A 13,700-nucleotide genomic window follows, 5' to 3' on the forward strand; every position below is an offset into this window, starting at 1 on the left:
CGACTACACCTTCCGGCACAGCGGCAATGCCGCCGCCGTGAACGCCGCCGCCTGCTGCCCGACCAGCAACCGGGTCTCGCACGAGGCTTGGATCGCGGCCTGTTCGATCGCGGCGACCGCGGCATCGAGCTCGTTCACGGTGGGTGCGGTGATGGTGATGAGGCCGGTGTAGCGGAGGATGCCGTGCCCGGCAGTCAGGTCTGCCTCCTGCTGCAACACGTCCTGGTACTCCGCCGTCTGGGAGGCGTCTTCGATCTGCCCGATCCGTTGCCGTTGCGCCGCATCACTGATGTGCTCGACCTTCTTCTTCCTGATATCCCGTGCCGCCTGGTCCGATCGCATCGGGGTGCAGATCAGGGAGAACGAGCGCTGTATCCCGGTGGAGAGCAGGACGGGTGAGAGGAATCCGGGGAACACCATCGACCGCGGCCACTCACTGATCCACAGGGTGGCGTGGTGGGCGGAGTCGGTACGAATCCGCGACCACGACTCGTTCACCGCCAACGGCCCCGCCGTAGCAAGCGATTGTCCGATCTGGCCTTGACGCTCCAAGGTCGCGGCGATCGCCGGGTCGTAAGCGCTACGGAGGATGACAGCGATCTGCCCCGCGGTCAGCCACCCGCCGGGATTGAGGTCGGCGGAACGCAGCGCCGCTACCAGGGTTGCCATCTCCTGTCGCAACACGGCGGCGGCTCCGCGGATGCCGCCGCCGGCGGTGCGGATCTGCCGGGCTGCTGCTCGCATGTCCAGTGCGAGCGAGAGCGTGGTCGCGTGCCGTTCCCCGGCAGGCCCCGCCCGGTCGATCAGCTCCGCGTAAGTGGTGGATGCCCAGGAGTCGTCGTGGGTGCCATGCGAGGCCCACCACTCTGCCAACCCCGTACCCGAATCTGGAAGGGTGCGTTCAAGGACTTGGAGGGTCGCGACCCGTCCGGATCGGCAGACAGTGGCGAGCACACGGCCCCAGGAGGTAACGCGGCGTTCCTGCTCTCCCGGATCGAGGAGCACGAACGCGGGATGCGTCACCTCCACCACGACCGTCAGTGTCGAGGCGTGGGGGTCGTGGATCATCCCCGCCTCAGTCTCCGGGTCGGTGTACTCCCGCAGCCGCGCCATGTCACCGGGCAGGGCGAGGGTGCCGACCGGGCGCGGAACCACCACCCGGCGGCGGTAGAGCAGTTGTCCGATGGTGGTGCGGTAGAGCCACCAGCAGGCGACGGGGAGCCATTCGACCATCGGCCGCCCCGCGACCGGTATCCACGTCAACGCAATCGACATGGCCCAGATGGGTGCGGTGTACGCCATGAGTATGCCGCCGCCTGCGTAGAGGGCTCCGACGAAGGCGAGGATGCCGATGGCCAGGGTGACGAGCTGTGAGAGGGAGAGGCCGAGGAGGATGCCGCGGCGTGCGAGGCGGGAGAACTTCACCGGCACCAACTCGCCGCCGCTGGTTGTGTTCGTGTTGTTCATCGGTTACTCCTTGCCGGGCTTCGGGGCAGGTGGCTTCGGATTCGACGGCGGCAGGTCAGACGGCGGGATCGGGTTCTTCGGCACCGGCGTAGACGGCGCTGCCGGAGCGCCCGCGTTTCCGGGCTGGCCCGCACCGTCCGCAGCGGCGTCTGCCTCGTTGGCGAGGTGACCTGCGGCCTTCGGTCCGGCCTCGAAGGAGTCCTTGGCGATCTTCGCCGCAATCAGGCCCGCTGCGATCGGTGCCGCAACGGCCGCACCACCGGCAGCCGCACCGGATCCGCCAGCCCCCGCACCCGCACCGGCACCTGCGCCGGCTCCGGCGCCTGCGCCACCACTGGATGCGGCGGGGGTCGGTTTCGGTGCGGCCGCAGCCGACCCACCGCCCGATTTGCCTCCGCCGCTGCCGGTGCCGTCGAGGACCTTCTGTGGGTCACCACCCTGCGGCTTGGACGGCACCGGCATCGGCCGGTTCAACGACTGCTTGGCGTCCTGTTCGGAGCCGATCGCGTGATACATATCGAATCCCACGAACGAGATGAACTTGTAGGTCAGGTATGGGGCGAATCCGGCCATCGCCATCAGCACCACACCCGCGATCGGGTCAGACACGGAGGCGAGGTCGGCCTCGATGGGTGCGCTGACCTGGGTGACGGCGACGAGGAACATCACCACCAGCACCAACTTCGACGCGATCAGCGCGATGACGAACATGGCCCACTTCGACACCCAACTCCGTGACGCATCCCACGACGAACCGGAGAACGCGAGGGGCGCCATCACGATCGCCACCAACAGCAACGCCTTCCGCACCAGGAGCGACAGCCACACGATTGCGGCGGAGGTGATCGCGAGCCCGGCGAGGAAAATGGTGATGATCGCCCCGACGCCGGGCGCGGCGATGCTGATGCCGGTGAGGCCTGCGACGAGGAGGGTGATCTTGTCACCCATCGTCTCCGTGGTCTCCCCGCCGGCTTGGATGATGCCGGTGCAGAGCTGATCCACGATCTCCAACGCCAGCCCGGTCAACGTGATCACCACGAAACTGCCAAGCACGCTCTTCGCGAGGCCGAGCGCGGCCCTGGAAAGGGCGCCGGGGTCTCGTTTGATCAGGCCGGTGATGAGTTGGAGACAGAAGAAGATCAGCATGATGAACACGGCGATCCCGAACACCAGGTTGTAGACGCTGACGTACCCGTCGGATGTGACGTCGACGAGCGTGGTGGTGTCGAACACGTTCCAGACGGCCTCGAACAACCAGCCCGCGGCCGCACCCATTGCCTGGGCGAGCCAATCGAACGGGGCGGAGATCAAGGCTCCGGCGGCGTCGCCTGCGACATCGCAGACGGTGGAGATGACAGGAACATCGCAAACCCCCATCACAAACCTCCTCAGATCGAGCGGGGGATGGGGTTAGACCTGCTGGCCGACGTTCCAGAAGAAATTGATCAACGTGACCGCAGCACCACAGATGACCGCGGCGCCGCAGGAGACCAGGACGCCGATCTTTCCCCTGCCCGCCAGGTGCGGGTTGCTGCTGTTCGCACCGAAGCCCCACACGATCGCCGAGATGATCAAGGCGAGAACGGAGAGGATGAGGCCGACGGTCATGACCGCGCCCACGATCGTGCGCAGCTGCGCGATACCGGGCAGGCCGGAGTCGTTGGGGTTGATGTCGATGTCCATCGGCACGAGCGCCGGGATCACGGATACAGCGGTGGTGATGAGGTCGAACACGGTGGGGTCTCCTGACACGAACAAGGCCCACAAGCGTGGGCAGCGGAAGGGTTCTGACCTCAGGTGCGCCAGGACAACCACCGCGGAGAAGGCGACTAGCGTGGGAGGCGTGGAGCGTGTTCTCGCCGCCAGCGCGGTCATCACCGACGACGCGGGCCGCGTGCTGCTCGTGCTACGGGGCGAGGAGCCCGAGAAGGGATGCTGGTCGGTGCCCGGAGGGTCTGCTGAACCCGGTGAAACCCCCGCGCAGACCGCCCGCCGGGAGGCATGGGAAGAGACCGGCCTACATGTCGAGATCGGTCAGGAGCTGTGGACGGTAGATGTGCCGACCGGCGACGGGCGCGTGTTCGAGATCCATGACTTTGCAGCCACCGTCACCGCAGGAAACCTCACGCCGGGCGACGATGCCGACGACGCACGCTGGTTCACCCCGGACGAGCTCACTCAGGTACCACTGACGACGAGCCTGCTGGACTACCTCGCCCTCGCAGGCATCGTGCCCGCCAGATAGCGCTACCGCAGCCGTCCACGAGCTGACGTGAACCTCAGAGCTGGTCACCGACCGCGATGAGCCAGTTCATCCACGCCACCCCACCGCCAGCAAGCGCGGCGGTGCCGAGGGCGACGAGGAGGCCGGTGCGGGATTTCGATGCGGTGGCGTGGTTGCCGTGCGCGGAGGCGACGGCCCAGACGATCGCGGACACGATCAACATGAGCACCGCGATGACGAGGACAAAGGTGAGCAGGGCGCCGATGACTTCTTTGAGGTCACCGATACCACCGAGACCATCGAAATCCGGGAACACATTCATGACTCGTTCCCTTCACTGGTGGTGCAGCCGCCCGGATCGGTGATCTCGCCAGCGTCGAGGTCTGCGGCACCGTGCTGTTCCAGCCAGACGGCGGGGTCGGTGTATTCGCCGTTGGTGCCGCCGATCCTGACCTCGAAATGCAGGTGCGGGCCAGTGCTGTTGCCCGAGGAGCCGACATCAGCGATGTGCTGCCCCGCGGTCACACGATCACCCGCCGTGACGCGGATGCCGGTCTCCCAAGAGTGCGCATACGCCGTCGCGACCGTCTTCCCGTCCACGGTGTGCTCAATGACGACCAGGCCGCCGTAGCCGCCGGAGTATTCGGCAACGGTGACAACACCATCAGCGGCGGCGAGGATCGGGGTGCCGTCGGGGCCGGCGAAGTCAGTGCCGGAGTGGAGCTTGTATTCCCCGGTGATGGGATGTTCGCGCATCCCGTAAGGGCTGGTCATCACCCAGGTGCCCTCCGGCATCGGGAATACCACACGGGAGGTCTCCGGCACCGGCCCCAACACCGCACCACCACCAGCGGGCTGTGCTGTGGTGTTGGTGGTGAGGGCTTGGAGGATCTGCTCTGCGACCGACTCATAGTTCCGATACCGGTCGGGGTAGGCGGAGACTTCGACGGATTGGGCGGCCTCGCCCTTGTCCATCGACTCCCGCCCCGCAATATCCAGCAATCCCCGCGGCGACGGATAGTTCGGCCCAGCGGGTCCGCCGAAGAAGGCGCGGACTTGGTAGTTCGGGTCCATGAGATCAGCGACCGTGCCCCACCCGGATTGTGGGCGCATCTGGAACAAGCCCAGGCTGTCGTTGTCGGACCCGTTGCCGTCGTTCGGGTAGTCCGCCGAGTCCGGGTAGTGGCTGGTGTTCGACAGCATCCGCAACGTCGACTCCGTCAGCGCGGCCATGAGCGCGATCTGCACACCGTCACGATTCACACCCTCGATCGCGGAGCCGGTGGTGATGATCGTCGCGGCGTGGGTGAGCTGCTGATGGTTCAGCGTGAACGAGTACCCGGAAGCATCCGTCACGTCGAGTTCGTCCGGGATCGTGCCGACGGTCAGGCCGGTGGACAGGCAGGTGGCGTTCGCGGCCTGTGCGGGGTTGATGAGCGCCCCGATCGAGACGAGCATGATCGAGGGTGCGAGGAACAGCAGGGCGATCCCTGCGATGGCGAGTTTCTTGAACACGATCCACCCCCTGCTACTTCAGGGGGGTGTCGAGTTGGGAGAGCCGCAACAGGTGGCAGTCGTCGCCGTCAGGCGGGCAGACGATGAACACCGTGAACGACACCGCATGCTCACTGGCGACAGGGTCCTCGTTCCAGACACCGGAGCGGTGCCGGGTGCCGTCGATCGTGTACGCCGTTGTTCCCTCTGCGAGCTGGCCCGGCTGTGCCTGCTCGACGGCCGTATCCCACGCCTCCGGCACATAAGCGTTGTCGATGGTGAGGTGCTGGGTGGTGAGGTACTTCCGCAACTCGAGCCACGCCTCTCTCGCTGGTAGATAGGCGGCAACATCGGCCGCGAGGCCCGCCTGCTCAGCACCGTAGGGATCGCCGACATCGAGGATCACTGATGTGTAGTCCAACGGGAAGAAGCCCGACGCGGTATCCCAGGTGAAGAGGGCTTCGGCGACGTTCCGGGCGAAGGTCTCCGGATCATCCGACCTCGACACCACCGGCAACCGCGGCGAAGTGGTCGGCCCCGGAGTTTCGGGTGCGATCGATGACGGTTCCGAACCGGTCGGGTAATCCGTGCCGGTGGCGTTGCGGGGGCCGGTGATGAGGCCGTAGATGCCGATCCCGGCGAGGATCAGGAACACCACCCCGCTCGCAGCGGCGGCGATCAGGCGGCGACGGATGCGAGGGTCGGACACATCGAGAGTTCTCATAACCCCCAGGTGCGCCCCAGCTTCACCAACGCGCGGGGCAGTTAGCGGAGAGGTGCCAGTGCTACGTCCTCAGCCGCTGACCGAGTGGCGGTGCGGGCGGTGCGGAGGTCTTCAGCGAACGTCACCGTGCCTTCGACGACGGTATAAAAGGCGTCGGCTTGTTCGTCGGTGAGGTCGGTGGCGAGCCGGGTGAGGTCGTACTTGATCCACCAGGAATCGAGATCGGTCCACGTGAGCACAAATGCCCGCACCCCCAGCAGCGTGATCCCCTCTTCGACCGGCGACACCGGGCGGGTCTTCCGCGCCTGTTCTTTCTTCTTGGCTTTTGCTTCGGCTTGGACGCGGGCCACGGCTTCTTCGGCCATCTGATGTAGTTCCGCATCCCGGGCCGCGCGGGCTTGCTCGGTCATGCTGGTGGCGAGGGCGCGGACGCGCGTGTATTCCGGGTCGACGGGGCCGCCGTCCTGGATCTGATCCAACGCCGCCTGTGCAGCGACTCGGACATGCTCGGGGTATTTGCGGTCGGTGGCGACCTGTTCGACGTAGCCGATCTTGTCGTAGGTCCGATACGACGCCCCACCCGGAATCATTGCCGCAGCCTGCTCGCGCGTCTTCCCGGCTTGACCGGGTGGGGGTGGAAGATGTCCACCCCCATGCTCACCGGGCGCATGGCCTTTCTGGAACTGCGTGGATTGCTCCCGCAGCGCGGCTTCCTCGCTCATGATCGCCTTGAGCTCCCGATACAACGCTGCCGCTTCCAGCGCGGTGAGGGGCTTGTGGAGCACGTTGTCGTCCTGCTCCGCGAGCAGCTGCCCGAGCCGATCCGACAGCCCGGATCGCACCCACACGTTCACGGTCTTGATGCCGAGCATCTTCAACGCCGCCAAACGTCGAGCCCCGCAAACGAGAAACCCGTCCGGGGTCACGGTGATGGGTTGCAGCAGCCCGTCACGCTTGATCGACGCGGCAAGGACGTCGATGTCGCCGAGTTCAGCACGGTGCCGGTTGCCGACACGGATCGAGGCGACGGTCCGCTCGACCTGCACACTCCCCACTGGTTGCTCGCTCATCACCCATCACTCCCTGGCTCCGGGAGCCGCCAGAGAGAGTGCGAGGACGAGGTCGTCATCGCGCAGCAGCAGCGGGATCGTCTCGCCGATCAGCAGCCGCAGCAGCACACCGCGGCCAGCGCCCGTCGTGGCGTGATCGGTGTCGGGGTTGCCGAGCATCGCCCGCAGCAACGCATGCCACGACCCGGACGGGATATCCAGCAGCACGCGAACTTGCTTGTCACGGCGCAATGCTTCGAACGCTGTCGCACGTGAGCCGGCTTTGATGAGAGCCCCGCACACGTGCTCGACCCCAGAGCGCGCGGTCTCTGGTGTCCAGCCGAGCATGGCGAGGAACGCGATTGCGTCTTCCGCAGCCGACATCGCCAACTGCGTCGCACTGTCCGATTCCTCTTCGCCGGTTGGGGCGTACTTGCCGAGTTCGATGCTGTCGATGATCCGAAACGCCGGATGGTAGTCCGTCAGCGGGTTCTCCCGATCGCTGAACCGCTCGGGATCGTGGAAGGAAGAGATGTGGGGGCGGCGGGCTTGGTGGACGGAGCAGAGGAGTCCTTGGGCGCGTTCTTCGAAGATGCAGGTGATCCGCACCGCATGCGTGATCACACCCCACGGATTCTCCGCCGTGCGTGCTGCCCTGGTGCGCATGACATCGAACGCCGCCGATGCCGCTTCCCACGGGTCCAGGCCGTGCTTACTGGCGAGGGGTGCATACTTCTCGGCGGCATACGCCATGAGTTCCGCAACGACCGGATCGTGCTCCCACGCACCAGGGCCTGCTTCATGGAGTCGGACGAGGAGGGTGCGGAGGCCTTCGCCGGTGCGGAAGTCCTCGGGCCGATCCGGCATCGCGGTCGCTGTTCTGGTGGTCATGGTCGGACACCTCCTCTTCCGCAGTCAGGTGCACAACCTGTACCTAGTGGAGCTGGTGTCAGTGCCTTCGTGTCCATCGCTTCTCACCGGCCTAGCTCTTCCCGACCGAACCACGAGTGACCGGCTCACGCGACGAGCTGCGGCGGCCGAACGCGGACAGCGGCGGCAGTTGACCGATTCGCTTTCCGATCTTGGTTGAGGCGTTTGCGATCCCTGTGCGGGTTTGGCGGGCGAGGTTGGCGTGGAAGTCGATGCCGCGCCGGGCCACGGTGGCTGAGTGGCGGGCCATGAGATCGGTGGGGCGTACCCAATCGACTCCTCGTGCCCGATGCTGCTCCTGCGCGAGCTGCATGGCCTGCTGACGGGTTGCTTCGGCCTCGATCGCATCCGGGGTCAGATCCTCGGCGGGGTTCTTGGTCGGCTCGTTTCGCTTGATGGCCGACGTGTGCTCGGTGGTCATCGAGCGGTCGTCGTTCCAGGGGTTCTCGTTGTTCATCGTGTTCTCTCTTCCTCCACCCACACGGGCGAATCGTTTTCGGTTTCTTCTTCTGGGGGTTCTTGCTCGTCTTTACGTTCTGGGTGGGTGAACCAGCGGCCCACGGTTGAGGGATGCACCCCGAGCTGCCGAGCGATGCGCTTGTTCGACCACCCCGACAACCGCAGCTCCGCCGCATACTCACGACGATCAGGCATCTCCGGGGCGGGCTCGATCACGGAGAAGGAGAGAGGAACAGCGTCGGGACTGTTCGACGGTTCCGGCTCGGCCTGATCGGCTTCGATTGCCGGTTCGGATTGCGGGGAGCGGGTGAGGATCACGGTCAGATGCGTGATCGCCAGCAGCACCACCGGCGGCACCGCAGCCACAGACGCAGCAAGTATTGGGGGCACGTCGGTGTCCGCGGTTAGGATCGCGTGGATCGCATTCGCCGTCACCGACACCGCCGCACCACCAATCAGCAGCGCCCACGGATACCACGCAGCCCGGAGCCCCGCGAGGGCGACGACGGCGACGGTCGCGACGACGATGATGCCGTCCACGATCAGAGGCCATGCCCACGCCTGCCCGACCCCGATCCCGGAGCGACGGGCGAGGTCAGCGAGGGCGGTGTAAGACAGCCAGAACGCGCCGGACGCGATGAACATCGTTCCTGCCACCGCGGTGCGCACCGCCCACCGCCGCGTATTCACGACAACCCCCGACCCGCTGGACGTGAGGCTGCATGCCTCGGGCGGGCGAAACCATCAGACCGTGACGTGCTGGATGTTCTCGGCGGTGGGTGGACGGCGCGGTAGGCCGACCGCACGGTCGTGGTGACTTCCCGCTCGCTCAGCCCGGCGTGTCCGGCGGCCGCGGTGAGCACGTCGAGCGCATCAGACGGTGCGACCCCGTTTTCAGCGAGGCGGCAGGCGGCCCAGAACAGGCCGCGGTTGCGTTCGCCTTCGCCGCGGGTGGCGACCCACGCTGCGATGCGCGACACATCCCGATCACGTACCGCACCCGATGGGGAGATCCCACGCGACACCGGCCGCGATGTTGGTCTGGGGTCGAGGAAGTCACGCAGCCCGCCCGAGTCGATGGTGGATGCGGGGCCGGTGTTGATCTGTCGCAGCGCATACGGCACAGAGGCTCCGTGGATGACGACGGAGGAGGGCGGGATGATGATGTACCCGCCGTCACCGCGGAAGTCGATCCCCGCCCGAGCCGCCTGCCACGAAGGTTGCGCCGTGTCCGGTGTGGCTGGGTAGTAGGCGTGCAGGCCACCCGACGGGCTCGTGACGGTGAACATCCACCCATCGATGAGCCCGGCACGGTGTGCGCGGTTCATCGCTTCGAATCCTTTGACCGAGCCGTGAACATCGACATCGACGACCACGACCCCGGAAGAGGCGCCGGTGGGGAGGCCGACGTTCGCTCCTGGATGCTGCCGCCACCACGCATCCACCAAGGCCGGGTCGGTGCTGGCGTCGTAGAAGCCGTGCTCGGTCAGCGGACGCTTCGCCCCCGACACACACGGAAACACCGGCACCCCGGCCGTGGCGAACTCGCGAGCAGCAGCCGAGACCGGCCAGCGCCCATTCAGCCGCAACAACACCTCCGAGAACGCATCGTGAGTAGCCATCACAGCCCCCGCCCCACCGTTGCCGCAGCCCGCACGGGCTCACTACGCTCCGACACTGGCTTCACCGGCCGGGCCGCCGCACGTTGCGGCTTCTCCTGCTGCGCAGCGTCGCGTTCCAGACCTGGTGGGGTGCCGTCGGCGACCACCACTGTGTCGAGCTGATCGAGAATCCCGAGCGCGGCCTTGCGGACGCGTTCGCCGGTGGCCTTCACCACCTCAACAGGCTCCTTCCCATCGACACGGGCGGCCCAGGTCGAGACGTACGGGATCGTGTACCCGCTGGTGTCCATCCCGTGCGCCGCACCCACCATGAGGGCGACGGATTCCGCCTCGACCTCACCGATCCCGCGATGGTGCCGAGCGTCCTCGTCATCGGGGTTGTGCAGCAGCACGTGCCCGAGTTCGTGCGCGAGGGTTTTTACTTGGGCAGCGGGGTCCATGTTCTCCCGCACCGCCACCGACTTGGCATCCCAGTCGGTCATGCCGTTGGCGCCGTGGATCATACCCTCATGCGGCACCCGCAGCACACGGAACCCCGCAGCGACGACCTGCGCCGACAGGCCCTCCCAGAGCCCGGTTGGTGCTTCACCTTCGAGGAGTTTCGGTGCCGGAGGTTCCGGTATCGGATCGCCATCGGTTTGGGAGGCATCCCAGACGTACGCAGGGCGGGCGGCGATCATCCGGGATCGCACCACCTCACCCGGACGAGGCTTCTCACCCCGCTCCAACCGCCGCCACGAATCCGCAACTGCCGGCGTCGCCGAAGCGAACCGGCCCGTGACAGGGGCGAAAATCTGCAACCCCGGCTGGCCCTTCTGAACTTGGCGGCCGAGCTGCTGCCACTGCCGATACCCAGCCACCAACGACGGAAACGGCTCAGGCACCCGCCCCGCCGAGTAGTTCGCTTCGTGTTGGAACCAGATCAGCAGCGTGTTGTTGAAGCTCCGTGACCTGAACCTGGCCGCGAACGCTAGAGCGCGCCCCCAGTCCTTACCGGAGACCAGCGTCTCGACGGCACCGGTCAGGCGCTCGTGGAGTTCGTCGAGCTTCGCATCCCGTGCCGCTCGGATTTCCTCTTTCGTCGCCATCATCGGACCTCCTTTCGGCGAGGCCCATGACATGACAGCCGAGAGCCCTTGCGACCATGAGGTGCGCCGGGACGTGCGCGAGCACTGGCAGGAACGAAACGAGGTGCGTGACCGCCAGGGATCTGACCAGACCCGACGAGTTCGATCTGGTCTATCTCCTGGCTCGCAGCGATGTCGAGCCTTTGGGGCCTGTCCGGGTCACGTGATGAGTAACGCGGTTCATACGACGAGTTCGAGTGGGCCTCACGCCCGTCGAGCGCGAGGGAACTCGCCGCTACGCAGTTTCGCTGCGGGTCGCGGGCAGACGATGTCGGTAGCGTGTCGGCGTTACTCCGAATCGTCGTGAGAACCATGCGGAGGCGACACGCGGATCGGCCCAGCCGACGGCTTGTGACGCTTGATGAACTGAGAGATCAGTCTCATCAATCAGGCGGCTGAACTCGGTCAAGCGAACTTCGGTAAGAAATCGCATTGGGCTGGCCCCCATGTGCGTCGAGAACAGCCGTGTTAAGTGCGTACGAGACAGCGCGAGTTCTTGGGCCAGTGAAGTAACAGTCCACGGCTCGCCCATGCGCTCCCGAAGCAGCCGCGCAGCCCGCCCGACGTGCCCAATCATTGCCGGATCTGCCTGCCGCCTCGAAGCCGGCACTTGATTCCGGGTGGGCACGTGGAGAGAGCGGCTGTCTTCGGTAAGGAAGACCGGTGCGACTGTGCCAACCCACCTCGCTAGAAGCTCGATTGTGCGAATCGATGTCTCTTCGGGCGATGAACACGTATCTGGAAGCATGCTCAGCTGTCGCCAGATCGGTTCCAGCCGCCGAAAGGACTCGATTCCTGGGGTAAGTACAAGGGAGTTGCCGTCCCAGTCATCAGGATGCACGCCTCGACGAACGCGCTGCCGTGACCGCAAGAGCCAGCGCATCTGCGCCCTAATGAAGGGTTCGTCCGCATAGATCACCCACAACCGTGATGGCGACAGTGGCAACAGTTGATGCCGCTTGTGCGAGCCGAGCGCCACCGCTGACCCGGGCGCCAAGCGCTGTATCGCCACATCCGTACAAAGATCGATCTTTCCGGACAGTACGTGGATGAGCGTGACGACCGGAAACGTCAACTCCTGCGTCGGGACGCAGCGCAGTATCTCGATCGCTGACATGAGCCCGAACTGTTCTCCGGGCGACGCGTCTATCGCAGGGTCGCTCGCCTCACGAAGTCTGCTCTCGCCGGCCGGTTCGGCGGACACGTCCCATCCGCTTCCTCAGCCCAATTGGTGGCGTGGGCTGGCCGGACTCGTTGTAACAGCGAGAAGGAGATTGCGCGTATGTCCATGATCCGACGACCGAGAGGCTGCCGGTTCACAGAGCAGGTCGATGCGCGAGCAAAGGTGATATCGGCCTGCTCGACGTCGAACACATATGGTGTGGTCGCCACTATGCATGGGACTCTCTGGATCTGATCGCGATGCCGATCGTGGTTACCGTGGCCACGATGGCACCGAGGACCGCGGAGAGAGTTTGGGCGTTCGGCGTCACTGCGACGAGTGCAAAGACGAGTGGCTGGGCGAAGCCGATATAGGAGAGCGAGTAGAACGCGGCGTTGAGCCGTGCGCGATCTTTCGGGTGACCGATCTCCTCCATGCGACGAAGACCTGCGACGAGCACTAAGCCGTATGCGGCGCCGAGGGCGATAGCGCTGGGGAGCATCAGGACGGTGAGCCGAGCCGCGAAGGTTCCTGCGGCCAGGAGCATCCCTAGAGCGGCGATTCCCATTCCTAGAGGGAAGGCTCGTCCGGCCCTCCCACGCTCGATGCGTTGCGCCAAAGGCTGGATGAGTGCTCCGGTGCCCATGGTGAGTCCCGTGATGATCCCCGCTGTGGCGGCCTCGAATCCTTGGACATGGATGACCGACGGGATCACGGCGAAGCTCATCGTCGCAGCGCTAAAGACCCACGGTGCCGTGAGCGGAATGGTCCAGAGGAAGGGCCGTGTCGTGATCGCGCTCCAGAAACTCGCTCGGCGTCTCGATACGAGTTCTGTGGCGGAGACCTCAGCCTGCTCGACGAGTTCTTCGTTGTCGAGGGAAGTATCTGGGGCCCGCCACAGCAGCGCAGCCGCGATGGCCGAGATGAGCAGATGGAGGGCGTAGGGCAGGACTTCCGGCAGGGGTGCCCATTGCGCGACGAGTCCTGCTGCGAGCGGGCCGCCACCAAATCCGACGGAGAGCGCGACCGCCACCCGCTTCGGAGCAGCGGAGCGGTCATCCGCAGACAGGTCGGTTACCCATGCCGTGCCTGGACCGAGAACCGCGCCAGCGGCCGCACCGGAGAAGAACCTGCCCAGAAGGAGAAGCCAGGCCTCCTGCGAGCCGAGGCACAGCACGATAGAGGCGACAGCGGACAGGATGACCGCAACCCGGACCGGCCACCGTCGGTCAACTCGGTCCGCGATCTCGGCGGCGACGAAGAGCACCGGGATGAGACCCACGATGTAGGTAGCGAACGCGAGGGCGATGAACGAGTCCGGCAGGCCGGCGGTCTCCCGGTACACCGGTAGCAGAGCAGCGAACTGGTTCGCTCCCCACCCCACGACGGTGATACCGGTCGCGACGCGTGCCCAACCAGGCAATCGAGTTCCCATGTACTCT

Annotated in this window: 15 protein-coding genes; 1 reads left to right on the forward strand and 14 read right to left on the reverse strand. The window is 65.9% G+C overall.

All coding sequences use genetic code 11. From position 1 onward, the window contains the following. Nucleotides 1-3: 3 nt before the first annotated feature. The 3 genes from ACX1D3_RS11270 to ACX1D3_RS11280 all read right to left on the reverse strand — a co-directional run bounded on the left by ACX1D3_RS11270 (nucleotide 4) and on the right by ACX1D3_RS11280 (nucleotide 3,201). On the reverse strand, nucleotides 4-1,467 hold the full coding sequence (locus ACX1D3_RS11270; RefSeq protein WP_045247680.1) for an SCO6880 family protein: 1,464 nt from the start codon (nucleotides 1,465-1,467) through the stop codon (nucleotides 4-6). 3 nt (nucleotides 1,468-1,470) lie between these two features. Continuing rightward, entirely contained in the window at nucleotides 1,471-2,637 is a 1,167-nt protein-coding gene (locus ACX1D3_RS11275; RefSeq protein WP_458993964.1) for a conjugal transfer protein TrbL, read from the reverse strand. A gap of 240 nt (nucleotides 2,638-2,877) precedes the next feature. Further along, a complete protein-coding gene (locus ACX1D3_RS11280) occupies nucleotides 2,878-3,201 on the reverse strand; it encodes a DUF6112 family protein (protein ID WP_045247682.1) in 324 nt (107 codons plus the stop codon). 109 nt (nucleotides 3,202-3,310) lie between these two features. Between ACX1D3_RS11280 and ACX1D3_RS11285 the strand changes: the two genes are divergently transcribed. Continuing rightward, a complete protein-coding gene (locus tag ACX1D3_RS11285; protein ID WP_045247683.1) occupies nucleotides 3,311-3,712 on the forward strand; it encodes an NUDIX hydrolase in 402 nt (133 codons plus the stop codon). A 34-nt stretch (nucleotides 3,713-3,746) separates the two neighbouring features. On the opposite strand, the gene ACX1D3_RS11290 is transcribed toward ACX1D3_RS11285, so the two are convergent. The 11 genes from ACX1D3_RS11290 to ACX1D3_RS11340 all read right to left on the reverse strand — a co-directional run bounded on the left by ACX1D3_RS11290 (nucleotide 3,747) and on the right by ACX1D3_RS11340 (nucleotide 13,693). Continuing rightward, nucleotides 3,747-4,013 carry a DUF6112 family protein gene (locus ACX1D3_RS11290; RefSeq protein ID WP_045247684.1) on the reverse strand — a complete coding sequence of 89 codons (267 nt, stop codon included), beginning with the start codon at nucleotides 4,011-4,013 and terminating at the stop codon, nucleotides 3,747-3,749. After that, entirely contained in the window at nucleotides 4,010-5,206 is a 1,197-nt protein-coding gene (locus tag ACX1D3_RS11295; protein WP_048809051.1) for a M23 family metallopeptidase, read from the reverse strand. Before ACX1D3_RS11295 ends, ACX1D3_RS11290 begins: the two co-directional genes overlap by 4 nt. A 13-nt stretch (nucleotides 5,207-5,219) precedes the next feature. Then, nucleotides 5,220-5,894, reverse strand: coding sequence for a hypothetical protein (locus ACX1D3_RS11300; protein ID WP_434540235.1), 675 nt, complete (start codon nucleotides 5,892-5,894; stop codon nucleotides 5,220-5,222). 56 nt (nucleotides 5,895-5,950) lie between these two features. Beyond that, nucleotides 5,951-6,979 (reverse strand): ParB N-terminal domain-containing protein, encoded by a 1,029-nt coding sequence (locus ACX1D3_RS11305; protein ID WP_045247686.1) that lies wholly within the window; start codon nucleotides 6,977-6,979, stop codon nucleotides 5,951-5,953. A 6-nt stretch (nucleotides 6,980-6,985) separates the two neighbouring features. Beyond that, nucleotides 6,986-7,849 carry a hypothetical protein gene (locus tag ACX1D3_RS11310; RefSeq protein WP_045247687.1) on the reverse strand — a complete coding sequence of 288 codons (864 nt, stop codon included), beginning with the start codon at nucleotides 7,847-7,849 and terminating at the stop codon, nucleotides 6,986-6,988. A 91-nt stretch (nucleotides 7,850-7,940) separates the two neighbouring features. After that, nucleotides 7,941-8,345, reverse strand: coding sequence for a hypothetical protein (locus ACX1D3_RS11315; protein ID WP_048809052.1), 405 nt, complete (start codon nucleotides 8,343-8,345; stop codon nucleotides 7,941-7,943). After that, on the reverse strand, nucleotides 8,342-9,037 hold the full coding sequence (locus ACX1D3_RS11320; protein ID WP_458993965.1) for a DUF2637 domain-containing protein: 696 nt from the start codon (nucleotides 9,035-9,037) through the stop codon (nucleotides 8,342-8,344). The genes ACX1D3_RS11315 and ACX1D3_RS11320 overlap by 4 nt, the downstream gene beginning before the upstream one ends. After that, complete coding sequence (locus tag ACX1D3_RS11325) at nucleotides 9,034-9,969, reverse strand: bifunctional DNA primase/polymerase (RefSeq protein WP_458993966.1); 936 nt, start codon at nucleotides 9,967-9,969, stop codon at nucleotides 9,034-9,036. Before ACX1D3_RS11325 ends, ACX1D3_RS11320 begins: the two co-directional genes overlap by 4 nt. Further along, the gene (locus tag ACX1D3_RS11330; RefSeq protein ID WP_045247690.1) at nucleotides 9,969-11,060 is read right to left on the reverse strand and encodes an ArdC-like ssDNA-binding domain-containing protein; all 1,092 of its coding nucleotides are present in this window, start codon (nucleotides 11,058-11,060) and stop codon (nucleotides 9,969-9,971) included. The genes ACX1D3_RS11325 and ACX1D3_RS11330 overlap by 1 nt, the downstream gene beginning before the upstream one ends. Before the next feature lie 271 nt (nucleotides 11,061-11,331). Continuing rightward, nucleotides 11,332-12,213, reverse strand: a complete 882-nt coding sequence (locus tag ACX1D3_RS11335) for a helix-turn-helix domain-containing protein (RefSeq protein ID WP_048809055.1) — start codon at nucleotides 12,211-12,213, stop codon at nucleotides 11,332-11,334. A gap of 274 nt (nucleotides 12,214-12,487) precedes the next feature. Then, nucleotides 12,488-13,693 carry an MFS transporter gene (locus ACX1D3_RS11340; RefSeq protein WP_045247691.1) on the reverse strand — a complete coding sequence of 402 codons (1,206 nt, stop codon included), beginning with the start codon at nucleotides 13,691-13,693 and terminating at the stop codon, nucleotides 12,488-12,490. Nucleotides 13,694-13,700 lie beyond the last annotated feature (7 nt).

The sequence above is a fragment of the Tessaracoccus yangjingae genome (assembly GCF_054483935.1).

Coding starts and splice junctions, on each gene's coding strand:
- ACX1D3_RS11270 (WP_045247680.1), bottom strand. CDS start 1,467: ATGAACAACACGAACACAACCAGCGGCGGCGAGTTGGTGCCGGTGAAG.
- ACX1D3_RS11290 (WP_045247684.1), bottom strand. CDS start 4,013: ATGAATGTGTTCCCGGATTTCGATGGTCTCGGTGGTATCGGTGACCTC.
- ACX1D3_RS11305 (WP_045247686.1), bottom strand. CDS start 6,979: ATGAGCGAGCAACCAGTGGGGAGTGTGCAGGTCGAGCGGACCGTCGCC.
- ACX1D3_RS11310 (WP_045247687.1), bottom strand. CDS start 7,849: ATGACCACCAGAACAGCGACCGCGATGCCGGATCGGCCCGAGGACTTC.
- ACX1D3_RS11315 (WP_048809052.1), bottom strand. CDS start 8,345: ATGAACAACGAGAACCCCTGGAACGACGACCGCTCGATGACCACCGAG.
- ACX1D3_RS11325 (WP_458993966.1), bottom strand. CDS start 9,969: ATGGCTACTCACGATGCGTTCTCGGAGGTGTTGTTGCGGCTGAATGGG.
- ACX1D3_RS11330 (WP_045247690.1), bottom strand. CDS start 11,060: ATGATGGCGACGAAAGAGGAAATCCGAGCGGCACGGGATGCGAAGCTC.
- ACX1D3_RS11335 (WP_048809055.1), bottom strand. CDS start 12,213: ATGTCAGCGATCGAGATACTGCGCTGCGTCCCGACGCAGGAGTTGACG.
- ACX1D3_RS11340 (WP_045247691.1), bottom strand. CDS start 13,693: ATGGGAACTCGATTGCCTGGTTGGGCACGCGTCGCGACCGGTATCACC.